The organism is Variovorax sp. J22G73 (genome assembly GCF_030317035.1).
Lineage (GTDB): Bacteria > Pseudomonadota > Gammaproteobacteria > Burkholderiales > Burkholderiaceae_C > Variovorax.
Genome location: NZ_JASZYK010000002.1, coordinates 100,682 through 123,979, shown reverse-complemented (window position 1 = coordinate 123,979; position 23,298 = coordinate 100,682). Strand labels below are relative to the sequence as shown.

Annotated in this window: 11 protein-coding genes; all 11 read right to left on the bottom strand. The window is 70.6% G+C overall.

Annotated features, from left to right (window positions below; genetic code table 11):
• Positions 1 to 7 precede the first annotated feature (7 nt).
• Entirely contained in the window at positions 8 to 1,342 is a 1,335-nt protein-coding gene (locus QTI51_RS08455) for a hypothetical protein (protein ID WP_116907725.1), read from the bottom strand.
• Positions 1,343 to 1,386: 44 nt separating this feature from the next.
• A complete protein-coding gene (gmd, locus tag QTI51_RS08450) occupies positions 1,387 to 2,511 on the bottom strand; it encodes a GDP-mannose 4,6-dehydratase (protein ID WP_116907726.1) in 1,125 nt (374 codons plus the stop codon).
• Positions 2,504 to 3,529: a GDP-L-fucose synthase family protein gene (locus QTI51_RS08445; protein ID WP_116907727.1), complete on the bottom strand. Its 1,026-nt coding sequence runs from the start codon at positions 3,527 to 3,529 to the stop codon at positions 2,504 to 2,506. The genes gmd and QTI51_RS08445 overlap by 8 nt, the downstream gene beginning before the upstream one ends.
• 46 nt (positions 3,530 to 3,575) lie before the next feature.
• The gene (locus QTI51_RS08440; protein WP_116907728.1) at positions 3,576 to 4,313 is read right to left on the bottom strand and encodes a sugar transferase; all 738 of its coding nucleotides are present in this window, start codon (positions 4,311 to 4,313) and stop codon (positions 3,576 to 3,578) included.
• Positions 4,310 to 6,637, bottom strand: coding sequence for a polysaccharide biosynthesis tyrosine autokinase (locus QTI51_RS08435; RefSeq protein WP_286515962.1), 2,328 nt, complete (start codon positions 6,635 to 6,637; stop codon positions 4,310 to 4,312). Before QTI51_RS08435 ends, QTI51_RS08440 begins: the two co-directional genes overlap by 4 nt.
• Before the next feature lie 43 nt (positions 6,638 to 6,680).
• Positions 6,681 to 7,880 (bottom strand): polysaccharide biosynthesis/export family protein, encoded by a 1,200-nt coding sequence (locus tag QTI51_RS08430; RefSeq protein WP_503011487.1) that lies wholly within the window; start codon positions 7,878 to 7,880, stop codon positions 6,681 to 6,683.
• A 116-nt stretch (positions 7,881 to 7,996) separates the two neighbouring features.
• A complete protein-coding gene (locus tag QTI51_RS08425; protein ID WP_116907730.1) occupies positions 7,997 to 8,971 on the bottom strand; it encodes an alpha/beta hydrolase family protein in 975 nt (324 codons plus the stop codon).
• Complete coding sequence (locus tag QTI51_RS08420) at positions 8,964 to 9,791, bottom strand: serine aminopeptidase domain-containing protein (protein ID WP_116907731.1); 828 nt, start codon at positions 9,789 to 9,791, stop codon at positions 8,964 to 8,966. Before QTI51_RS08420 ends, QTI51_RS08425 begins: the two co-directional genes overlap by 8 nt.
• Positions 9,788 to 10,573 carry a 4'-phosphopantetheinyl transferase family protein gene (locus QTI51_RS08415; protein ID WP_116907732.1) on the bottom strand — a complete coding sequence of 262 codons (786 nt, stop codon included), beginning with the start codon at positions 10,571 to 10,573 and terminating at the stop codon, positions 9,788 to 9,790. Before QTI51_RS08415 ends, QTI51_RS08420 begins: the two co-directional genes overlap by 4 nt.
• A 4-nt stretch (positions 10,574 to 10,577) precedes the next feature.
• Positions 10,578 to 15,584, bottom strand: coding sequence for a non-ribosomal peptide synthetase (locus QTI51_RS08410; protein WP_286515963.1), 5,007 nt, complete (start codon positions 15,582 to 15,584; stop codon positions 10,578 to 10,580).
• On the bottom strand, positions 15,581 to 23,119 hold the full coding sequence (locus QTI51_RS08405) for a polyketide synthase (protein ID WP_116907734.1): 7,539 nt from the start codon (positions 23,117 to 23,119) through the stop codon (positions 15,581 to 15,583). Before QTI51_RS08405 ends, QTI51_RS08410 begins: the two co-directional genes overlap by 4 nt.
• Between the last annotated feature and the right edge of the window lie 179 nt (positions 23,120 to 23,298).

Below are 23,298 nucleotides of genomic sequence, written 5' to 3'. Positions count from 1 at the left end.
GTGTGCCTCAGGCGTGGGGCAGGTCGCGAGGGACGACTTGCAGCTGCGCAAGGTGAATGCGGCGGACACGGCGGGCGCGCGAGCACAGCGCCCCGGCCACCAGCGCGGCGATCAGCCCCGACGTGGCGAACGGCCCCCAGCCCAGGATGGGCCCGCGCATGAACGGCACGTACGCGGCCAGCATCACCAGCGCCGCCAGGTAGCCGCCCGACAGCGCGCGGTTCGGGTCGATGGCGCGGTCCACCCACCGGAAGGCCGCCGACAGCACCAGCCCCAGCAGCGCCGGGCCGGCCAGGCCGAAGTCGAAGTAGGCCGTGGTGAAGGGCGGCAGCGACAGGTTGCTCTGCGAGAAGTTGCCCAGGATGGCCGACCAGCCCAGCGGGTCGAAGTCCGGAAACATCTTCAGGTCGCGCGGCAGGAAGAACGACACCGCCGACAGCAGGTAGCGGCCCCAGCCCAGGTCGGGAATGGGCGCGCGCTCGAGGATGCCGGCCACCACGTACTGCGCGTCGAAGTCCTGGCTGAACGGAAAGGTCGTGAGCTCTTCGCCCCAGAAGCTGCCGCGGGAAATCAGGTTCAGCACCGGGCCCAGCCCGGCGATGGCGCCGAAGATCACCGCGCCCAGCACCCAGCGCCGGCCGCGCCCGAAGGCGTGGATGAGCAGCGGCAGCAGCCCGATCAGCAGGATCTGGCGGGCCGTGTTCACCGGGTTGGCCGCGATGGCCGCCAGCACGCCGGCCAGCCCCGCCGCGCACCAGGCCCACAGCGTCTTGCTGCGCACCGCGTGGATGGCCAGCGCCACGAAGCACAGCAGCACCACCATCTTGGGCAGCGTGGAATAGAAGATGAAGTCGATCGGCACGCCTTCCTCGTCGCTCACGATGCCGCGCGCCACGAAGTTCAGGTCGGGCCGGATGAACAGCGTGGCGAACGCCGCCAGCGAGCAGCTGAGCAACAGCAGCAGCGGGTGGGCCACGCCCACCAGGTGGGTGTCGTGGCGCCCGGGCAGGTGCACCGGCCCGTCGGCCACGCCCAGCCGCGCGGCCTCCACGCCGGCCATGTACAGCAGCAGCAGCACCAGCGCCTGCGTGTGCGAGGCCGTGGTGAGCACGCCGGCCTCCCAGAAGCTCACGTCGTAGGCGATCTGCATCGCCGGGGCCAGCGAGAAGTAGGTGAGGATCGTGGCGTAGTGCACCAGCAGGAACACGCTGCCGCCCGAGCCGCCGAGCATCGACAGCTGGACCAGCGACAGCGCGAACACCGCCGCGTAGCCCCACACCGGATCGACCAGGCCGCACAGCAGCGCGCAAACGATGCCGGACCAGAAGGAGAGGGTTCTCATGGTGTGCCTGGAGGGGTGGGGTTGCGTGCGGTGCAAAGCCGTGTTCAGGCTTCGATGCTTTGCGGCGTGAGGTAGCCGTGGCGCTGCAGCAGGGCGCGGCGCTTGGCGAGCTCGAGGTCGCCGGCGACCATCTCTGCAACCATCTGGTCGAGCGAGATCTCGGGCACCCAGCCCAGGTCGTCGGAGGCCTTGGTCGGGTTGCCGCACAGGGTTTCCACTTCCGACGGGCGGAAGTAGCGCGGGTCCACCCGCACCAGCACGTCGCCGCGGCACACGGCCGGCGCGTCGTCGCCCACCACGTCGGTCACCACCGCCACCTCGTCCACGCCGCTGCCCTCGAACACCAGCGAGATGCCGAGCCGCGCGGCGGCGCGCGTGACGAAATCGCGAATGCTGTATTGCACGCCGGTGGCGATCACGTAGTCGACCGCGGTAGGTTGCTGCAGCATCAGCCACTGCATGCGCACGTAGTCGCGGGCGTGGCCCCAGTCGCGCAGCGCGTTCATGTTGCCCAGGAACAGGCACTGCTCCAGGCCCTGCGCCACGTTGGCGAGGCCGCGCGTGACCTTGCGCGTGACGAAGGTCTCGCCGCGGCGCGGGCTCTCGTGGTTGAACAGGATGCCGTTGCACGCGTAGAAGCCGTAGGCCTCGCGGTAGTTCTTGGTGATCCAGTACGCGTAGAGCTTGGCCACGCCGTAGGGGCTGCGCGGGTAGAAGGGCGTGGTCTCGCTCTGGCGCGGCTCCTGCACCAGCCCGTAGAGCTCGCTGGTGCTGGCCTGGTAGAAGCGCGTCTTCGTCTGCAGGCCCAGCAGGCGGATGGCCTCGAGCAGGCGCAGCGTGCCGAGCGCGTTGATGTCGGCGGTGTACTCGGGGCTGTCGAAGCTCACCGCCACGTGGCTTTGCGCGCCCAGGTTGTAGACCTCGTCGGGCTGCACCTCCTGCATGATCCGCGTGAGCGCGCTGCCGTCGGCCAGGTCGCCGTGGTGCAGGTGCAGGTGGCGCTCGGCCTTGGAGTGCACGTCGGAGTACAGGTGGTCGATGCGCCCGGTGTTGAACTGCGAGCTGCGGCGCTTGATGCCGTGCACCTCGTAGCCCTTCTCGATCAGCAGTTCGGCCAGGTAGGAGCCGTCCTGGCCGGTGATGCCGGTGATGAGTGCGCGCTTAGACATGTTCGACCTCTTGGGTATGGGGGGTGGTGTGGGGTGTGACCGCATTGGCCTGTTCGGCGGCGGGGGTGGCATGGGTTGCCTGAAAGGCCGCGTAGGTGCGGCGAAGTCCTTCGGCCAGCGACACGCGGGCCTGCCATCCGAGGGCGTTGGCGCGCGACACGTCCAGCAACTTGCGCGGCGCGCCGTCGGGCCTGGCACGGTCGTAGTCGATGTCGCCGGCGTAGCCGACCACCTCGCGCACCAGCGCCGCCAGCTCGGCGATGGACACGTCTTCGCCGGTGCCCAGGTTGATGTGCCCGCGCATGGGTTGCGTCTGCTGCAGGTAGTCGGCGCGCGGCAGGTTCATCACGTCGATGCAGCCTTCGGCCATGTCGTCGACATAGAGGAACTCGCGGCGCGCCTGCCCGCTGCCCCAGATGGACACGCTGGACGCGCCGGCAAGGCGGGCCAGGTGAAAGCGCTGGATCAGCGCCGGCACCACATGGCTGTTTTCGGGGTGGTAGTTGTCGCCGGGGCCGTACAGGTTGGTCGGCATGACGCTGCGGTAGTCGATGCCGTGGCTCTCGCCGTACTGCCGGTTGTAGCTTTCGCACAGCTTGAGCCCGGCGATCTTGGCGATGGCGTAGGGCTCGTTGGTGGGCTCCAGTTCGCCGCCGAGCAAGGCCTCTTCGCGCATGGGTTGCGCGGCCAGCCGCGGGTAGATGCAGCTGGAGCCCAGGAACAGCATGCGCTTCACGCCGGCCAGGAAGGCCTGGTGCGTCACGTTGGCCGCGATCATCAGGTTCTCGTAGATGAACTGGGCCGGGTAGGTCGCGTTGGCGTGGATGCCGCCGACGCGCGCCGCGGCCAGGTAGACCTGGTCGACCGCCTCGCTCGCGAAGAAGCGCGCCACGGCGGCTTGGTCGAGCAGGTCGAGTTCCGCGCGGCGCCGGGTGAGCACGTCGTGGCCCATCTCGCCCAGGCGCCGGGTGAGCGCCTGGCCGACCATGCCGTGGTGACCCGCAACAAAGATACGCATAGGTTCTTTCGATGAGGAGTGGAAGTGGTCTGGTGTGGGGGCGTGCCTAGCGCGACCCGCGCGCACCCGTCACCACGCCGAAGGTCTTCAGCAGGATCGCCAGGTCGCCCCACAGCGACAGCCTTGCCACGTACTCCGCGTCCATGGCGGCGCGGCGGCGGTAGCTGATCTCGTTGCGTCCGCTGATCTGCCACAGGCCGGTGATGCCCGGGCGCACGGCGCAGTAGTGGCCCCAGTAGTCGCCGTACAGGTCCTTCTGCGTGAACATGCAGGGGCGCGGGCCGACCATGCTCATGTCGCCCTTCAGCACGTTCCAGAACTGCGGGAACTCGTCGATGCTGTACTTGCGCAGGATGGCGCCGAAGCGGGTGATGCGCGGGTCGTTCTGCAGCTTCTGGTACACGGCCCATTCGCGCCGCGCGGCCTCGTTCTCGCGCAGGTGGCGCGCGAGCACGGCGTCCGACTCGGCCACCATCGAGCGGAACTTGTAGAACTTGAAGACCTTGCCGTCCTTGCCGTAGCGCGGCTGCATGTAGATGGCCGGGCCGCCCGAGGTCAGCAGCACGCCCAGCCAGATGAGCGCATAGGCCCAGCCGAAGAACAAAAAGAACGACCCGGCCATGGCGATGTCCATGGCGCGCTTGGCGTGGCGCAGCCAGGGCGCGCCGCCGATGGGGCCGTACACGGGCGTGTTGGCGGCGCCGCCCGGCGCAGCGCCGCTGCCGGTGCCCGTGCCGGTGCCGGTGCTCGGCGCCGTGGTGGTGTCCGATCGCAGCGTGTTCATGCCACGTGCTCCGGCTCGATGCGCTTGGGCATCACGGTGTCGGCGGTGTCGATGGCGTAGGAAGGCTCGCGGCGCGCGGGGGAGGGCGCATAGCTGTAGCCGTAGCTGTAGCCGCGGTAGTGGCGCTGCGTGGTGTCCACGGCGTTGAACACCACGCCGTGGAAGGCCGCGCCCACATGGGCCAGCCGCTTGGCGCTTTCCACCAGCTCGCCCATTTCGCTTGCGTCGGCGCGCGCCACCAGCAGCAGGGTGCCCATGATGGGCGCCATCTCGGCGGTCTCGGCGGCCACCAGCGTGGGCGGCGCATCGACGATCACCACGTCGTAGCGGGCCGACAGCGTCTGCAGCGCGTGCGTGAACACCTCGCTGGCAATCAGCCCGGCCGGGTCGGCATGCGGCTTGCCCGAACTCATCACATCCAGGTGCGGCAGCACGTGGTGGTGAATGGCCTGCTCCAGCGGCACGCCGTCGGCGATCACGTCAGACAGCCCGTCCTTGCGCAGCAGGCCGAACTCCTGGCTCAGGCTGCCGCGGTGCATGTCGGCGTCGATCAGCAGCACGCGCTTGCCCGAGGCCGCGAGCAGCGTGGCGAAGTTCGACGACACGAAGGTCTTGCCCGCGCCGGCCGTGGCGCTGGCGATGAGGATGCGGTTGTTGGGCGCCGTGTGCATCACGTACTTCAGCGCGGTGCGCAGCCGGCGCAGGCCGTCCAGCGCCGGGTCTTCCACGTGCAGCGCGGCCAGCACCTTCACGCCGGGCTTGCCGGCGCGCACGGCGCGGTCGAGCACGCGCTGCTGGGTGCTCAGCGCGATGGTGCTGTACACGTTCAGGCCGGTGGTGGCCTCGATCTGCTCGGGGCTGACGATGGCGCGGCGCAGGTTCTTGCGCGCCATGGCCGCGGCACCGCCGAAAAAGAGGCCGGCCGCCAGCGACAGCGCCACCACGATCAGCGGCTTGGGCCGCACGGGCTTCTCCGCGACCAGCGCCTGGTCGAGCACGCGCACGTTGGCGACCTTGCCTTCCTTGGCCAGGCGCATCTGCAGCGAGCTGTTCAGCAGGGTGGCGTACAGGTCGGTGTTGACCTTGATGTCGCGCTGCATGCGCAGCGAGTTCTGCTGCATCATGGGCATGCGGCGGATGCGGCCTTCCACGCCGCCGAGCTCTTTCTTCAGCGAGGAAATCTGCGTGTCCAGCGTGACCACGGCCGGGTGCTTGGCCGTGAAGTTGCCCATCAGGTCGAGCCGCTTCTGCTTGGCGTCCAGCAGCTTGGCCTGCAGGTCGACGCTCTGGGCCAGCGCGTTGCGCGCCTCGTCGTCCAGGCTGATGGTGCCGTTCTGGTTGCGGTACTGGTTGTAGCTGTCTTCCGACTGCTCCAGCTGCGACTTGAACTTGGGCAGCTCGGTGCCCAGGAAGGCGAGGGCGCGCTCGGCCTGCACGGTCTTCTGGTCGATGTTCTGGCGCACGTACAGGCGCGAGATCTCGTTGAGCACGTCGGCCAGCTGGTTGCGGTTCTCGGCCTGCAGGCTGATGTCCATCACGCCCGACTGCTTGCCCTTCTCGACCACGCGCAGGTCTTTCTGCAGTCCCAGCAGCGTGAGCTGCTTCGACTGGCGCACCAGCTCGAAGGCGCCGCCGGGCTGCGCGTCGAACGAGCCCACCAGCAGGTGCAGGGTGCCGCCGGGCACGGCGGCGTCCAGAGGCACTCCCACGGTGCCTTTCAGCGGTGCCTCGAGGCCGGGGTTGGTCAGCGTGTAGGTGCCGCCGTCGCCCGCCACCAGGGTGAACTTCTTGCCCTCGAAGGCCGCCGGCACGTCCATCTGCGCGACGGCGATGCGCTCGGTGCCCGACACGTAGTTGCCCACGCCCAGGATGCCGGGCGTGGAGAGCTGGCTCGAATGGCGCGCCAGGAACTCGCCCACCAGCGGGATGTAGTTGGGCTTGGCGCTGATGAACATGCGCGTGTCTTCCATCGCCTGGCCCAGCACCATGCGCGACTTCAGGATCTCGGTCTCGCCGGACACCGGCGTCTTGTTGCCGATGCCCGCGGCCGCGGTGGAATCACCCGGAAAGTTGCCGCCCGAGCGGTCGGGGTCTTCCACCTGGATCAGGATGTTGGCCTCGTACACCCGCGGGCCGAACAGCGCGTAGCCCACGCCCAGCAGCAGCGCCAGCGCCGTGATGGAGGCAATGAGCCAGCGGCTGTCGATGAGGATGTCCAGGTACTCCTGGAAGCGGGATTCCCGTACCCACCCGGCCTCGATGGCCGCAACAGGTGCGGACGCGGACGCGGGTGCGGGGAGCGAAGCTTGCCAGCGCGCATTCATGGGGTTCACCTTTTCGTGTTGCTGAAATGAGCAGGAAGGTGCTTCACCGGCGGGCGGTGTCGCGGCTGAGGTTGGCGACCTGGGCGGCCGGCAGGATGAGGCTGATGACGCGGTTCCACGTCACCAGCGGCACGTGGTCGACGTACACCACGTCGCGCGGCAGCAGCTCGAAGCGGTCGGCCAGCGCGAGCGCCACCGGGTTCTTCGCGTTCAGGTTGAAGATCTGCTGCACGTCGGGGTTGCCCGGCGCGTTGCGCACCACGTAGATCTGGCCGGGGTCGGACGACAGCAGGTCGGGCCCGCCGGCATCGCCCAGCGCCTCGTTCAGGCTCAGGCGGCCGTTCAGGCGCATCTGCAGGGCCGAAGGCGCCCTGATCTCGCCCATCACGTACACGCGGCTGTCTTCCCGGGAGCCGACGTTGATGATGTCGCCGTTGCGCAGCGCGATGCCGTTGCCGTCGAAGCCCTGCGACTCCAGCAGCGGCAGGTCGACCACCGTGGTCACGCCGCCGCGGGTGAGCGACACACGCGAGCGGTCGCCCGCGGTGGTGAAGCTGCCCGCGCGGCTGATGGCTTCCGACAGCGTCATCGGGATGTCGGTGAAGATCTGCAGCCCCGGCGTGCGCACTTCGCCCTGCACGTAGGCGCGCTGGCTGCGGAACGACTGGATGCGCACCGTGACCTGCGGGTCTTTCACGTACTCCTTGATGGCCCGCTCGATCAGCTCCGAGGCGCCGCTTTCGGTGAGCCCCTGCAGCCTGACGCGGCCGATGTACGGAAAGCTGATCTCGCCGTTGGCGCCGACGATGAAGCCGGGCGCCACGCTCACGCCGGTCGGGTCCGACTGCTGCGCGATCACCGCGCCGGCGTTGGGCAGCAGCTCGGGCCGGTTGTAGACGATGATGCCGACCACGTCGCCCGGCCCGATGGTGTAGACCGGCGACACGGTGAACAGCCGCTTGACGGCCGCGGACACTTCCTTGGGCTTCTGCGCCATCTGCGCGCGCACCAGGTCGGGCGTGATCGGAATGATCTTGCCGCTCTCGGCCGAGGCCGTGCTGTCGCCCGTGGTGGGGGTGAAGCCCAGCGCGCCCGGCGTGCCGAAGCCCGGCGCGCAGCCCGACAGCCCGAGCAGGCCCAGCGCCAGCAGCAGGGACAGCCCCATCCATCGCAACTTGTCTTCCACCCGGGCACGCATCTGCATGCGCGCCTGGGCCTGTGCGCTGGCGGAGAGGGGGCGCATGTCTCGTGACTGCGTCGCTCGATCGAGGCGTTCCATGGTGGTCTCCTTGACGGCCGGTTGACGGTGGGGGGGCGGGTTGCGGGAAGAGGGCACGAAGGGCAGGGCCGGGGCGCGGTTCATGGCGCCGCCCAGGTGGTGGGCATGCCGCGGTCCGGGCTCGTGGTGGCGCGCGCGGGGGTGCGCCGCTCGGCCGTTTCGGCGGCTTCGCTTGGTTCCACCGCCTCGACAGCCGCCGTGGAGGCGCCGAAGCAGCGGTCGGTCACCCAGTCGCCCACGCACTGCAGGAACAGCTGCTGGCCGCGCTCGGTGCACACCGTGTGGTCGACCTCGCGCATGAACTCGTAGTGCAGCGCCTGCGCATAGGGTTCGCGGGCGAAGGGGCCGAGCTGGTCGCGGCCGCGGTCGCGCACATGCAGCGAGCCCGAATACAGCAGCTGCACCGCCACCTTGCGTTCGACCAGCCGCTTGAGCGTGGCGCCGAACCAGGCGGCGTTGGTTTCCGCCGGCTTGCTCTCGGTGAAGAAGCCGGGCAGCGGCTTGGTCGAATGGCTCTTGAGCAGGTGGCGCTGCAGCCAGCGCTTGGCCTTGCCCGGAAACGCCGGGTGCGCGGGGGCGGCGAGCGCGCGGCGCACGGTGCGTTCCCAGCGCGAGCGGCGCTCGGGAAAGGCGAAGCCGTCGAACAGCGACACCGCCACCACGCGCGCGTCGTCGGCGGCCACGCCCATGGCCTGCTCCACGCCGGAGCACATCGCCACGATCACGAACTGCCGCGCACCCAGCTGGCGCTCGGCCATGTCCATGGCGGCTTCCAGCGCGTGCATGGCGCGGGTCTGCACGTCGGGCGCGGTGTTCAGCGCGTCGCTGTCGCCGATGCCGCCCAGGTCGAAGCGCATGCTGGGAATGCCGCGCGCGGCCAGCGCATGGGCCAGCTTCACGTTGATGCGGCGCGGGCCCACGCGGTGGTTGGCGCCCATGTTGAACATCAGCACGGCGACGCCGCCGGGTGTCTGGCGAGCAGCGGGTGCCGTGAGCATGCCCATCAGCGCATCGCCGGGGCCGAAGCGCACGGGGGTCTGTTTCGAGTCATTCATGAAGAGCTCCCTGCAGGCGGTTGAGCGCATCGGCCGGAACCATGGCGCTGTTGGGGTACGGGTCGGACGTCCAGTCGAGCTGGTGGCTGAAGTACGCGAGGCGCACCGGCATGTGGCGCGACTGCTGGTCGGCGGCCCACTGCGCGGTGTGTTCGTCGTCGGGGCCGGCCAGCACCAGGGTGTCGTGCAGCGCCGTGAGCGGCAGCGACTCGGGCACCAGCGCCGCGAGCTGGCCGCGCAGCGCGGCCGACAGCGTGGTGCCCAGCGCCTCTTCGGGCAGCACGTCGGGCTGTTGCGCCAGGCCGCGGCGCCAGGCCAGGTCGGGAATGCAGAAGGTGGTGTCGATGGCCGCCACGTGCTGTTCGCGCAGCGACCGGGCGTAGCGCTTGCCGTCGATCACCGGCTCCCACAGCACCAGCCGCACCGGGTCGCAGCGCCCGCTGCGCGCGGCCAGCACCGCCAGCGTGGCGCCCAGGCGCGCGCCGATCCACACGATGGAGGCGCCCGGCGCGCGCCGGCGCAGCTCTTCGTGCGCGGAGCACAGGTCGCGGCGCCAGCCGTCGAGCTCGCCCTCGCTCTCGTCGCCGGGCGAATCGCCCGAGCCGTAGAAGTCGAAGCGCAGCGTGGCGATGCCCGAGCGCGCGAGGCGCTCGGCCAGCACCTTGAAGAAGCGGTGCGTGCGCAGGCCTTCCTGCCCGAAGGGCGGGCAGAACAGCACCGCGGTGTTCTCGGCATGGCCCTGGCGCTCTTCGGCCGGGTGGAACACACCGAACACCTGGCGCGAGGCCGGGCCGAACATCAGGGGCAGGGCGTGCGTCATGCGTGGGCCTCCGCCAGGCGGCTCGAAGAACCGAAGGCGCCGGTAGCACCAGGGGAGTTCGCGGCGGCCGTGGAGCTGACTGCGGAACTGGCTAGGCCAGCACCTGCCCGCGCCTCGGTCTGGCGCCATTCCGCCAGCGAACCCACGCAGTCCATGCGCGCGGGCGCCGGGCGCAGCACCAGCCACAGGATGCGGCCCGCCACCGACAGCTCCACGCTGCGGCAGTCCGGCACCACGCCCACCTCGAAGCTCTGCGGCGACAGCAGCAGGCCCACGCCGATGGCCTTCAGGCAGGCTTCCTTGCGCGTCCAGCAGGTGAGAAAGGCGCGGTCGCGTTCATGCGCGGGCGTGGCCGCCAGCGCCTCCTGCTCGCGCCGGGTGAAGTGCTCGGCCGCGAGCGCGGCGGCGTCGGGCATCGGGCGCAGTTGCTCCACGTCGGCGCCCAGCGGGCCGCGCCCGCCGATGGCGATCAGCGCCAGCCCCTGGCTGTGGCTCAGCGAGAACTGGGTGCGCGTGTGGCCCGACAGCGACGGCTTGCCGAAGGAGCCCGTGGCCAGGTGCAGCGCGGCCTGGTGCAGGCCGGTGTACTCGGCCAGCGCCTGGCGCAGCGCGATGTGCGCGGCCACGAAGCGCTGCCGGTCGGCCGGAAAGCGGAAGCTCGCGGCACGCGTGCACTCTTCCGCCGACAGCACCTGGGCGGGCAGCAGGTCGGTAAAGCTGTCCAGGTCGACGTACCGGCAGATCGGCGCGTCGATGGAAAGGGCGTAGGCGGAGCTGTTCATGGTCTCAGCCCTTGCGCAGCCAGCTGCCGAAGGTGCGGCTGAGCAGCCCGCCGCGCTGCGCGGTGGCCGCCGTGCCGGCGGTGAGCTCGGCCAGGTCCGACGGCACGCCCTCCGGCACGCTGCGTGCCGACGAGGCGATCTGCCCGAGGTTCTCGAACAGGTAGCGCCGCGGCTCCACGCGGTGGCCCAGCGTTTGCGCGGCCTGCTGCACCGCGCGCAGCACCAGCAGCGAGTCGCCGCCCAGGTCGAAGAAGTTGTCGCTCGCGCGGATGTCGTCCACGTCGATGCCGATCACCGTGGCCCAGATCTGCGCCAGCGGCGCGTGCTCGGGGTTCAGCAGAATCTGCCGCGCCTTCACCGCCTCGCCCTGCGCGGCGGTGGCCAGCGGTGCCTTCTCGGGCTCCACCGCGGCCAGCTTGCGCAAGTAGGCCGCGCTGGTGGAGCCTTCGGTGTCGGCCAGCTCGGCCAGCGTGGCGCGCGGGTCTTGCGCCACGCGGCGCAGCACCTCGAGGTAGCGCTCGCGCAGCTGCGCGCCGGTCTCGCGCAGGTACACGTCGGCGTTGTAGATCAGCGCGCCTTCCAGGCCGAAGGGCTTGTCCATCAGCCACACGCCGATGTCGTCGGTGGCGCCGTGCTGCATCACGTGCATCTGGCGCGTCTGCAGGCTGCCGATGGCGCGCGAGCGCTCGCGGGCGTCCTGGAACGAGAACATCGACTGGTACGGGCCCGAGGTCTTGATCTGGCTGGCGTAGCCGGGCTCGGCCATCAGGCGCTCGAAGGGCACCTGCTGGTTGTTCATCATCGACAGCAGTTCCTGCTTCACGTAGCGCATGAACTCGGGCAGCGGCTTCGACAGGTCGACCGCCAGCGACACCGGCAGCACGTTGTTGAAGAAGCCCATCACGTCTTCCGTCTCGGCCTGCTGGCGGCCGCGCACCGGGTTGGCGATGACGATGCTGTCGGTGCCGATGACGCGCGCCATGGTCAGCGCGTACACGCCGAAGGTCAGCATGCTGAGCGTCACGTCCATGTCGCGGGCGATGTCGCGCAGGCGCTGCGTGCTCTGCAGGTCGATGGTGATCCAGTGCGCGCCGCCCTGGCCGCTCTTGCCCGCGCGGCGCGGCATGTCGGTGCGCGGCATGCGCGCGGCCTTGGCGCCTTCGAGCCGCTGGCGCCAGAAGGCCAGCTGCGCTTCGCAGGCGGGGCTGTCCATCCACGCGGCGAGCCAGTCGGCGTAGTCGCCGTAGGTGGTGGTGAGCGCCGGTAGGCTGTGCGGGCGGCCGCGCTCGGCCGCGTCGTACAGCGCGGCCAGTTCGCGCTGCAGCAGGTCGAAAGACCAGCCGTCCCACACCAGGTGGTGCGGCACGAACATGAACACGTGCTCGTTGTCGTCCAGCTGGTAGAGCGCGGCGTTGGCCATCGGCGCCTGGTGGATGTCGATGGGGCGGTCGGCCAGCTCCTGCATGCGCTCGGCCAGCTCGGCTTCGCGCTGGTCGGCAGGCAGGCCGCGCAGGTCGACCATCGGCAGGGAGAATTCCACGGACTGCGAAATCAGTTGCAGTGGATTGCCGCTCGCATCGCTGCCGATGCGGGTGCGCAGCGAGGGCTGGCGGCGAATCATTTCGCGCAGCGCTTCCTCGAAGCGGCGGGCGTCCAGCGCACCGGTCAGGCGCTGCGCCGAGGGCGCGTTGTACACCGAGCGGCCGGGGTGCAGCTCTTCCATGAAGCGGATGCGTTCCTGCGGCATGGTGAGCGGCGCGCTGGAGCGCACGGCGGCCAGGCCGATGGGGGCTTCCAGCCCGACGCCGGCGTGCTGCAGGCCCTGGATGACCACGGCCAGCTTCTCGGCCGTGGGCGCCTCGAACAGCGAGCGCAGCGGCAGCGTCACCTGGAACTCGCGGCTCAGCAGCGTGGTGAGTCGCGCGGCCAGCAGCGAGTGGCCGCCCATGGTGAAGAAGTCGTCGTGCATGTCCAGCCCCGGCAGGCTCAGCACCTTCTCCATGGTGGCGAGCACCTTGCGTTCATGCTCGTTGCGCGGGGCGGCGCCACGGCGCACCTCGTTGTGGGCCACGGCCTGCGGCGGCGGCAGCGCGACGCGGTCGATCTTGCCGTTGACCAGGCTGGGCAGCGCGGGCAGCGTGACCACGTGCTGCGGCAGCATGAAGGCCGGCAGGTGCTTGCGCAGGTGCAGCATGAGCGCGTCGAGGTCGAAGCTGGCCCCCTGCGTGAGCGCCAGGTAGGCCACCAGCCGCACGTCGCCCGGATGGTCCTCGCGGGCCACCACCACGCTGCGCGACACGCCGGGGTGCTCGTTGCAGCGCGCCTCGATCTCGCCGGGCTCGATGCGGTAGCCCCGCACCTTCACCTGGAAGTCGAGCCGGCCCATGTGGTCGAGCAGGCCGTCGTTGCGCCAGCGGCCGCGGTCGCCGGAGCGGTACATCTTCTTCGGCGTGCCCAGCACGCGGGCCGTGACGAAGCGTTCCGCCGTGAGCTCGGGCCGGTCGAGGTAGCCCAGCGACACGCCTTCGCCGGCAATGCAGATCTCGCCGGGCACGCCCACGGGGCAGGGCTGCAGGTTGGCGTCCAGGATCCAGATCTCGGTGTTGTCCACCGGCTGCCCGATGGCCACGCCGCGGCTGGCGATTTCTTCAGGCCGCACGCGCCATGCGGTGGAGTACACGGTGGTCTCGGTGGGGCCGTAGCCGTTCCACAGGCCTTCCATTCGCTCGCACAGGGCCAGCGCCAGGCTGGGGCGCAGGGCCTCGCCGCCGGTCCAGCCGCGAAAGCCGGGGGCGCCGCGCCATTGCGCGTCGAGCAGCACCTGCCACATGCCGGGGGTGGCCTGCAGCAGCGTGATCTTCTCGTCGTCCAGCGTCTTCGACAGGCGGTTGCCGTCCATGGCCACGTCGCGCTGCACGATGATCAGCTCGGCACCGGCGGCCAGCGGCAGCAGCAGGTCGGGCACGGCCATGTCGAAAGACAGCGTGGTCACCGCCGCGATGCGGTCGTCAGGCCCGATGCCCGACTGCCGCTGCATCCACTGCAGCAGGTGGGCCACGCCGCGGTGGTGCGCGATGACGCCCTTGGGCTTGCCGGTCGAGCCCGAGGTGTAGATGACGTAGGAGGCATCGTCGGGCCCCGCGTCGTCGGCGCTGGGCACCAAGGGCTCGGCCGAACCCTGGCGCCACGCGCTGTCGGTGTCGATCTCGAAGATGCGTTCGCCGGCGTCGGCGCGCCAGTCGCGCGGGGCGGCGGCAATGTCCGACGAGGTGACCAGCAGGCTGAGCTTGGCGTCGCTCGCGTAGTAGTCCAGCCGGGCCTGCGGAAACGCCGGGTCCAGCGGCACGTACGAGGCGCCCGCCTTCAGGATGCCCAGCATCGCCACGACCATTTCCATGCTGCGTTCCAGGCACAGGCCCACGTGCTGGCCACGGCGCACGCCGCGTGCGCGCAGGGCGTGCGCCAGCCGGTTCGACAGGGCTTCGAGCTCGGCGTAGGTGCAGCTGCGCGCGCCGTCGCGCACCGCGGGGTGGTTGGGCTGGCGCGGCAGGCGCGCCAGGAAGCCGGCATGCGCCAGCGGCTCGCCTTCCAGCGGCACGCGCGCGGGTTGCAGCGCCAGCAGCGCGCGGGCGCCTTCGGCCGACAGCACCTCGAGCCGGCCGACCGTCGTGCCCGGGTCTTGCGCGGCCGACTGCAGCACGCACTCGAACATGTCGAGCCAGCGCAGCACGCTGGCCTCGTCGAACAGGTCGGTGTTGTATTGCGCCTCGATCTGCAGGCCGCCGTCGAGCGGGCGCAGGTTGAGGAAGATCTCGAAGTTCTCGTACTGGCGCGCAATGGAGTCCTGCGCCACGTCGATGCCCGGGAAGGCCTGCGCGCTGGCCGCCACGTCGGGGTCGACGTTGAAGGCCACGCTCACCAGCGGCAGCCGGCTCGCATCGCGCTGCAACGACAGCTTGCCCAGCAGCGCGCCATAGGTGAGCGCCTGGTGGTCGAAGGCGTCGAGCACCACGGTGTTGCACTCTTCCATGAGCGCGTCGAAACGCATCTCGGGGTTCGCGGCCAGGCGCAGCGGCAGCAGGTTGACGCAGTGGCCCACCAGGCCGGGCATGTCGCGTGCGAGCTGGCCCGATGCCGGAATGCCGACCACCAGGTCGTCTTGCCCGGTGAGCCGGTGCAGCGTGGCGACGAAGCCGCTGAGCAGGCCCGTGAACAGGCTGGCGCCGGCCTTGGCGCTGGCGCTGCGCAGGGCGGAGACCAGGCGGCGGTCGAGAAAGCGCTCGACGCGGCGCGAGTTGAAGGTGCGCGTGGCCGGGCGCGGGCGGTCCAGCGGCAGTTCCAGCACGGGCAGGCTGCTGCCCGAGAAGCGCTCCAGCCAGTAGTCGACGTGGGCCTGCATGTCGGGGTGCGTGGCCTCGAGGATTTCGTCTGCGGCGAATTCGGCGAACAGCGTCGGCGGCTTCAGCTTCAGGCCCACGCTGGTTTCCAGCGCATACAGGTGGCCCAGCTGCTCGGTAATGACGGCCCACGACCAGCCGTCGCACACCACGTGGTGCGCGGACATGACCAGTTCATGCGCCATGTCGTCTGCGCTACCGCCCAGGCGGAACAGCACCGCGCGAAACAGCGGACCGTGCTCCAGAGAGAAGGGAGTGCACACGGCCGCGTCGTGCGCCTCGCGCAGGGCCTGCGCGCGGGCCTCGGGCGCCAGGCGGCTGAGGTCTTCCACCACCAGCGTGTCGTCGCCGGGGCGGCTCACCAGCATGCAGGTGCCGTCGGGCGAGATGGTCGCGCGCAGTGACTGGTGGCGTGCCACCAGCTGCGTCATGGCGCGCGAGAGCGCGTCGCTGTCGAGCGCGCCGCGCATGCGCAGCAGCACCGATTCGTTGTAGGCCATGGAGGCCTCGGTGCTCAGCGTTGCGCCGAGCCAGACTTCGCGTTGCGATTCCGTCGTCGGAACGATGCATTCGAGGACGCCACCGACAGCGGTGGGTTTGAGAACGGCGTTCATGCTGCTGCCTTTCCGTTGAGGAGGTGGTGACTGGGGGAGGAGGTGTCCGGCACGTACCAGAAGGGCTGGCCGTCGATGTCGCGCGCCAGCACGGAACCGTCTTCCACAGGCTTGCGCACGTCGAAACCGGTGACCACGGCGGCGCGGCGCGGCAGGAAGCCGGACTCCTGCATCTCGGCCACCGATTCCTTGAAGGCGTTCTGGATGAACGCGATGTCCTCGGCGCTGTGCGCGCTCGTGAGGAAGCACGGGAAGTTGTCCAGGATGTGCACGCCGCGGCTGCGCATCATGGCGAACAGCAGGTCCTGCAGCGGGTGGTCTTCCAGCCAGCTCACGCGCCACAGCGACGAGAAGTGGCGGATCTCGATGGGCGCGCCCACCTCCCTGCACCAGCCCGACAGTTCGGCGGCCATGGCGGCGGTGCTGCCGTTCAGCCCGGCCTGCAGGGCCGGCCCGGCTTCCTTCAGGTGCAGCAGCGAGGCCTTGGCCGCGGCCAGCGCCAGCGGGTGGCGCACGAAGGTGCCGGCGAAGTAGGTCACGCCCACGCCGGGAATGGAGTCGTCGCCGTACTGCCAGGGGCCGCCGTCGAGCGCGTCCATGAACTCGCGCTTGCCCGCGATGACGCCCACCGGAAAGCCGCCGCCGATGACCTTGCCGTAGGTGGCCAGGTCGGCGCGCACGCCGAACAGTTCTTGCGCGCCGCCCAGGCCCACGCGAAAGCCGGTGATGACCTCGTCGAAGATGAGCGCGCAGCCGTTCTGCTCGGTGATGGCGCGCAGCTCGTGCAGGAACTCGCGCGGCTGGAAGTCGGGCCGGCGGCTTTGCACCGGCTCGGCCAGCACGGCGGCCAGGTCGTCGGCGTTCTCGCGAATGAAGGCCAGCGCCTCGGGCGTGCCGTAGTCGAGCACGCGGATGTCGCCGAACATGCCGCTCATGACGCCCGGCGCGGCCGACAGGCCCTTGCCTGCCTTGCCGGCGCGCACCAGCACCTCGTCGAAGGTGCCGTGGTAGGAGCCGGTGAACACCACCACCGTGCTGCGCCCGGTGACGGTGCGCGCGATGCGCAGCGCGGCCATCACGGCCTCGGAGCCGGTGTTGCACAGGCCGGCGCGGTCGTGGCCGGTGAGCTCGCACACCAGCGCCGTGACCTCGGCCGCCAGCGGGTGCTGCGGGCCGATCTCGTAGCCGGCGTCGAGCTGCTTGCGCACCGCGTCCTGCACGAAGTCGGGCTGCCAGCCGAACATGTTCATGCCGAAGCCGTTGAGCGCGTCGACGTACTCGTTGCCGTCTAGGTCCCACATCTTCGAACCCTTGGAGCGCTCGATGACGATCTGGTACGTGATCTCCTTGGTGACCGGGCGAAAGCCGTTGACCACGCGCGGGTCGGCCATGTGAGTGCGATTGGCTTCGGTGAACTGCTTGCTCTTCTGCGTGCGTTCCACGTAGCGGCGCATGAAGGCCGCCAGGCGCGCCTTCTGGCGGCCGCTGGGCTCGCTGGTGCGCTGCGTGTGGATGCGGGCGATGGCGCCGAAGGCCTTCTTCACGTCGTAGCGAACGGGTTCGTTCGATGTGTCGGGGGCTTCGGCCGGTGTCGTGCCCGCCGCGGGCTGGGCGTCTTCGATGGACGCGGCCGGTGCCACGGCGGCGGCCGCGGCCGGCACCACGGGTTGCATCACAGGTTGTGGCGCGGGCTCGGCCTGCACCTGCTGCAAGGTCATCATCGGCGCGGCCTGGGCGGTGCCCGACAGCAGCGCGAGCTGCTGGCGCATCAATTCCATCTGCTGCGAAATCAGCTGGTTCAGCGGAGCGCCGCCCGCGATGCCGGCTTGCATGGGCATGGGCACGTATGTGGGCATGGCCATCTGCTGCATCGGCGCGACTTGCGGCACCGCGACGGCGGAGGGCGCGGCCACTGGCGCCGGGGCGGCGGGCGCGGCCACGGCAGCGACAGTGGGAGCCGCCGCTGCGGCAGCTTCGGCCGGCAGGCTGGCGCGCAGGAAGGCCGAGAGCGCATCGAAGCTGCGGTAGTTCTCCATCAGCTGGCGAAAGCTGAGGGCGACCTTGAAGTGCTTCTTGATCTGCGTGGCGGCCTGGGTGAGCGTGAGCGAGTCCAGCCCCAGTTCGCCGAAGGCGGCATGCCCCTCGGCTTGCGCCATGTCGAGGCCGGAGATGTCCTCGAACAGCGTGCGAAGGCGCGCGTCCAGGGAAGAAGCGGGAGGAGGAAGTGGCGAAGGCGTGGCAGCGGTCACGATCGGCTCCAATGGGGTAGGTGGAACGGAAGAGGCGGGGGAAGCGGGAACGGCGAGCGCGGCGGCGGCGGGCGCGCTCGCGGTGAAAGAGGGGGCGGCGGGAACAGCCACGTCAGCCATGGCGGCTGACGCGGCCGCATCAACAGCCGCTGCGGCCGGCACGGCCGCGATATCGACCCAGAAGCGCTTGCGCTCGAACGGCGTGGTCGGCAGTTGCACGCGCTGCGCGCCAGGCCGCGCGCACAGGCGCGGCAAGGCGACGTCGGCGCCGAGGGTCCACAGGCGCCCGAGCGACAGGTGCAGGGCGCGGGCCTCGCCGGCCGGCTCGCCCTGCAGCAGCGACACCACGCCGGTGGCGCCGTGCTGGCGCACCAGCGTGGCGAGCATGTTGCGCGGGCCGGCTTCCACGAAGAGCGGGTTGGCCAGCTGCGCCATGGCGCTGCGCACCGCGGGCGAGAAATGCACCGTGCCGCGCAGGTGCTGCGCCCAGTAGGTGGCGCTGGTGGCTTCGGCTGCTTCGAGCAGGCGGCCGGTCATGGTCGAGAAGATGGGCGTGTGCGGCGCGTGCAGCGCCACGCCGTTCACCAGCGCCTCGAAGGGCGCGACGGCCGCGTCCATCATGGCCGAGTGGAAGGCGTGCGAGGTCTGCAGCGCGCGGCTGGGAATGCCGTCGGCTTCGAGCGCGGCCTGCAGCGCCGCAATGGCCTCGAAGGGGCCGGCAGCCACGCAGGCGGTGGGACCGTTTTCCGCGGCGAGCGACAGCTGCGGGCCCAGCCGGCCTTGCAGCTCGGCCGCGCCCAGGCGCACCGACAGCATGGCGCCAGGCGGCTGTGCCTGCATGAGCGCGCCACGCCGGGCGACGAGCTGCGCGGCGTCTTCCAGGCGCATCACGCCGGCCAGCACGGCCGCGACGAACTCGCCCACGCTGTGGCCGATGAGCGCCTGCGGCTTCGCACCCAGCGACAGCACGCGCCGCGCCAGCGCGTACTCGAGCGCGAACAGCGCCGGCTGCGTGGCTGCGGTGGGCGCCAGCGACTGCGGGTCGTCGGAGAACATGCGCGCGCGCAGGTCGAAATCGACCGCGCCTTCGAAGGCGTTCATGCAGTCGTCGAAGGCGGCGGCGAACACCGGGTCGGCGGCGTGCAGCTGCTTGCCCATGCCGGCGTACTGCGCGCCCTGGCCGGGGAACATCAGCACCAGCTGGGGTGCGCGAGCCGCGGTGCGCGAGCTGGCGCGCCACGGCGAATCGGCGGCGCGCAGGGCGGCCACGGCGCTGGCCGTGTCGCCGGCGACCACCACGCGGCGGAAGGCGTGCGCCTTGCGGCCCACGGCGAGCGTGTAGGCGACATCGGCCAGCGGCAGGCCGGGCGTTGCTTCGAGGTGCGCGGCGAGCTGCTCGGTGGCGACGGCGAGCGCGGCTTCCGAGCGCGCCGACAGCGACAGCAGCTGGTCGCCCGTGGCAACCGGCGAGGCCGCGCGCGGCGGCGCTTCTTCGACGATGACGTGCGCGTTGGTGCCGCCCACGCCGAAAGAGCTGACGCCCGCGCGGCGCGGCAGGTCGGCGCGCGGCCATGGCTGCAGCTGGCTGCTCACGTGGAAGGGCGTGCGCGCGAAGTCGATCACCGGGTTCGGCGCGTTGAAGTGCACCGTCGGCGGAATCACTTCGTGGTGCAGCGCCAGCGCGGTCTTGATGAGGCCGGCCGCGCCGGCCGCCGTGACCATGTGGCCGACGTTGCTCTTGAGCGAGCCCAGCGTGCAGAAGTCGAGCGCGTCGGTGTGCTCCGCGTAGGCCACGGCCAGCGCCTCGACCTCGATGGGGTCGCCCATCGGCGTGGCGGTGCCGTGCGCCTCCACGTACGAGATGCTGCGCGCGTCGATGTCGGCGGCGGCCAGCGCGGCGCGAATCACCGCGGCCTGGCCGTCGACGCTGGGCGCGGTGAAGCTCGCCTTGGCGCCGCCGTCGTTGTTCACCGCGGCGCTGCGCAGCACGGCGTAGATGGTGTCGCCGTCGGCCTGCGCGTCGGCCAGGCGCTTGAGCAGCACCACGGCCGCGCCGTCGCTGAACACGGTGCCCTGGGCCTGCGCGTCGAAGCTGCGCGTGCGGCCGTCGGGCGAGAGCATGGAGCCCTCGTTGTAGAGGTAGCCGCTGCGCGGCGGGCAGGTCACCGACGCACCGCCGGCCAGTGCCATGTAGCACTGGCCCGTGCGCAGCGCATGGAAGGCGTTGGCCACGGCCACCAGCGAGGTCGAGCAGGCGGTGTGCACGCTGACGGCCGGGCCGGTCAGGTTGAGCCGGTTGGCCACGCGGGTGGTGATGTAGTCCTTCTCGTTGGCCAGCATCACCTGGAACTCGCCCACGTTCTCCACCAGGTCGGGCCGGGTGGACACATGGCGCTGGAAGTAGCTGGCGTTGTACATGCCGCCGTACACGCCCACCGGGCCGGGGGCGGCGTCGGGCACGTAGCCGGCGCGCTCCAGGCACTCCCAGCAGATCTCCAGGAACACGCGCTGCTGCGGGTCCATCAGCTGCGCTTCTTTCGGGCTGATGCCGAAGAAAGCGGCGTCGAAGTCTTCGATGCCGTCGATCACGCCGCGTGCGCGCACGTACAGCGGGTCGTCGCGCAGCGCCTGGCTCACGCCCGCGTCCAGCGTGGCGTCGTCGAAGAAGCTGATGGTGTCGCGGCCCGCCACCAAGTTGGCCCAGAACTGTTCCACGTCGGCGGCGCCGGGAAAGCGGCCGGCGGTGCCCACCAGCGCGACGGCGTCGTCGAGCCCGGCGCCCGGCCCGGCCGCTGCCTTGTCAAAAAGGGCCGCCGCGGTCGGGCGTGCTTGGGAGCCGACCGCAGCGGCCGTGGCGGACGGGTCGCCCGCCACCTGCATCCGCGCACCCATTGCTTTTGGCGTGGGATTGCGGAAGAAAAGATTGGTCGACAGCGCCATGCTGCTGCCGCGCTGCAGGTCGCCCAGCACCTGCAGCACCAGCAGCGAGTCGCCGCCGAGGTCGAAGAAGTTGTCGTTGCGCCCGACCTTGTCGATGCGCAGGGCGCGCGCGAAGGCCTCGCACACCTGCTGCTCGACGGCGTCTTGCGCTTCTTCGAAAGGCTGCGCGAGGTCGGGACGCTCGTTCGCGGGCTCCGGCAGCGCCTTGCGGTCGAGCTTGCCGTTGGGCGTGACGGGCAGCTGCGCGAGCCACACCTGGGCCGTGGGCACCAGGGCGGCGGGCAGGCGGGCTGCAAGGTGCGCGCGCAGGGCGTCCCACGCCACCTGCTGCGCGCCCGGGCGTGCGACGAGGTAGGCAACCAGCCGCAGCTGCCCGCTGCCGTCGGGCCGCGCGACCACGGCGCACGACTGGATGGCGGGGTGGCTCAGCACGGCGGCCTCGACTTCGCCGGTCTCGATGCGGTGGCCGTGGATCTTGACCTGGCCGTCGCGCCGGCCGATGAACTCGAGCGTGCCGTCGGGCAGCCAGCGCGCGAGGTCGCCGGTGCGGTAGAGACGATCGTCCGCGCCGCCGAACGGGTCGGCCACGAAGCGCTCGGCGCTGAGTTCGGGCTGGCGCAGGTAGCCGCGCGCCAGGCCGTGGCCGCCGATGCACAGCTCGCCGATGAAGCCGGTGGGCAGCAGCGCCATCGACGGGCTCAGCACGCGCAGCACGGTGTCCTTGATGGGGCGGCCCAGCGGCACGGAGCGCAGGTCGTCCGGCAGGGGAGAGGGAATGCGGTGCGTGGCTGCGAAGGTGGTGCACTCGGTCGGGCCGTAGCCGTTGCTCAGCGCCAGGCCGGGCAGCGCGGCCTGGGCGCGGCGCACGTGCGGCACCGACAGCGCTTCGCCGCCGGTGAACAGGTGGCGCAGGCCGGCCAGGTGGGCCGGGTCGTCGTCGACCACGGCGTTGAACAGCGCGGCGGTGAGCCAGGCGGTGTGCACGTCGTGCCGCGCGATGGTGCGCGCCAGGCCGGGGCCGGTGGGCACGCGTTCTTCATGCACCACGCAGCAGCCGCCGTTGAGCAGCGGGCCCCACACCTCGAGCGTGGCGGCGTCGAAGCCCAGGGGCGCGGCATGCAGCATCGCGCGGCCCGGGGCCAGCGCGACGTAGTCCACGCCGACCACCAGCCGCAGGATGGCGCGGTGACCGATCTCGATGCCCTTGGGCGTGCCCGTCGAACCCGAGGTGTACATCACGTACGCAACCGATTCGCCGTCGATGGCCGGGGAATTCCAAGCGCTGCGGTCTGCCTTGTCCGCGTACTCGTCGAGCAGAAGAATGGCGTGTTCGCCGCGTGCGGTGGACACCAGGTGGTGATGCGCCTGCGTGGTCAGCACGTGGTGCGCGCGAGCCTCGCCCAGCATGTAGGCGATGCGCTCGGCCGGGAAATCGGTGGGCACCGGCACGTAGGCGGCGCCGGCCTTCAGGATGCCCAGCTGCGCGACGATGGCGGCCATCGAGCGGTCGAGCAGCATGCCCACCGCGTCGCCGGCGCGCACGCCCAGGCGCTGCAGGCGGTGGGCGAGCTCGTCGGACCGGGCGGCCAGCTCGGCGTAGCTCATGCGTGCGTCACCTTCGGCGAGGGCGATGGCATCGGGCGTGGCTTGCGCCTGGCGGGCGAACACGCCTGGCACGGTGAGCGAACGGTCCAGCGGTGAGACCGCGGTGTTCCAGGTGGCGACCTGCTGTTGGCCATGGTCGCGCGGCAGCGTGCGGATGTCGCCCAGCGGTGCGTCGGGGCGCGCCAGCAGGTCGGCGGCGGTGTCGGCCAGCGCGGCGAGCAGGGCGTTGGCCGCGGCGGCGTCCATCAGGCTGGCGGCCGCATCTATATGAAGGCAGGCGCGAGCGGCGTCGTAGCCCAGGTGCAGCGGTGCGGCCTGGCCTGCGTGCTTTGTCTCTGTATATGCAGCGCCGATGTCGTCCCGCAGCCAGAGCGAAGCAACCGGGCGTGCGTCGTGTTCGCCAGCGGAGGGCAGGGCGGCACGGCGCGCCGCGTCCAGCTCCGCCAGCCAGTCGCCCGCGGCGCGAGTGGCGTCGTAGGCGGCGGTGGTCGACACGCGGTGGGCGCGGCCGGCCTCGTGCAGCACGGGCCAGAGGCCGCCGAGCCAGCGCGACTGCAGCAGCAGCCAGGCACCGGCGAACAGGGTGTCGGGCAGCAGCCCGGTGGCCAGCAGGGGTTCGAGCGCCAGGGAAACCGCGTGGCGCGCGGGGGAGGCTGCCGGGTCGATGCGCATTGCAAAGAGGTCTGCCAGAAGCAGGTCTGGAGCCTCTTTGTGCACTGTCGAAACAGTTTGAATTTCCATGTAATTACCCGGCGAAGAAATACGATGGAATTAATTGAATGAGCGAAAATAGCGCCCGTTCAATTGGCCCTGTGGATCTGTTGTTGGTGTTTTTCCTGACCCGATCCTAGGAGTTTTGCTTCGGCCAATGTGTGGTCTTTTGGGCTACGTTACATCCAGACAAGGTTATTTCGAAAACG

What these genes read in the sequence shown, in the direction of transcription:
- QTI51_RS08455 (WP_116907725.1), bottom strand. Translation starts at nt 1,342, where the DNA reads ATGAGAACCCTCTCCTTCTGGTCCGGCATCGTTTGCGCGCTGCTGTGC.
- gmd (WP_116907726.1), bottom strand. Translation starts at nt 2,511, where the DNA reads ATGTCTAAGCGCGCACTCATCACCGGCATCACCGGCCAGGACGGCTCC.
- QTI51_RS08445 (WP_116907727.1), bottom strand. Translation starts at nt 3,529, where the DNA reads ATGCGTATCTTTGTTGCGGGTCACCACGGCATGGTCGGCCAGGCGCTC.
- QTI51_RS08440 (WP_116907728.1), bottom strand. Translation starts at nt 4,313, where the DNA reads ATGAACACGCTGCGATCGGACACCACCACGGCGCCGAGCACCGGCACC.
- QTI51_RS08435 (WP_286515962.1), bottom strand. Translation starts at nt 6,637, where the DNA reads ATGAATGCGCGCTGGCAAGCTTCGCTCCCCGCACCCGCGTCCGCGTCC.
- QTI51_RS08430 (WP_503011487.1), bottom strand. Translation starts at nt 7,880, where the DNA reads ATGCGCCCCCTCTCCGCCAGCGCACAGGCCCAGGCGCGCATGCAGATG.
- QTI51_RS08425 (WP_116907730.1), bottom strand. Translation starts at nt 8,971, where the DNA reads ATGAATGACTCGAAACAGACCCCCGTGCGCTTCGGCCCCGGCGATGCG.
- QTI51_RS08420 (WP_116907731.1), bottom strand. Translation starts at nt 9,791, where the DNA reads ATGACGCACGCCCTGCCCCTGATGTTCGGCCCGGCCTCGCGCCAGGTG.
- QTI51_RS08415 (WP_116907732.1), bottom strand. Translation starts at nt 10,573, where the DNA reads ATGAACAGCTCCGCCTACGCCCTTTCCATCGACGCGCCGATCTGCCGG.
- QTI51_RS08410 (WP_286515963.1), bottom strand. Translation starts at nt 15,584, where the DNA reads ATGAACGCCGTTCTCAAACCCACCGCTGTCGGTGGCGTCCTCGAATGC.
- QTI51_RS08405 (WP_116907734.1), bottom strand. Translation starts at nt 23,119, where the DNA reads ATGGAAATTCAAACTGTTTCGACAGTGCACAAAGAGGCTCCAGACCTG.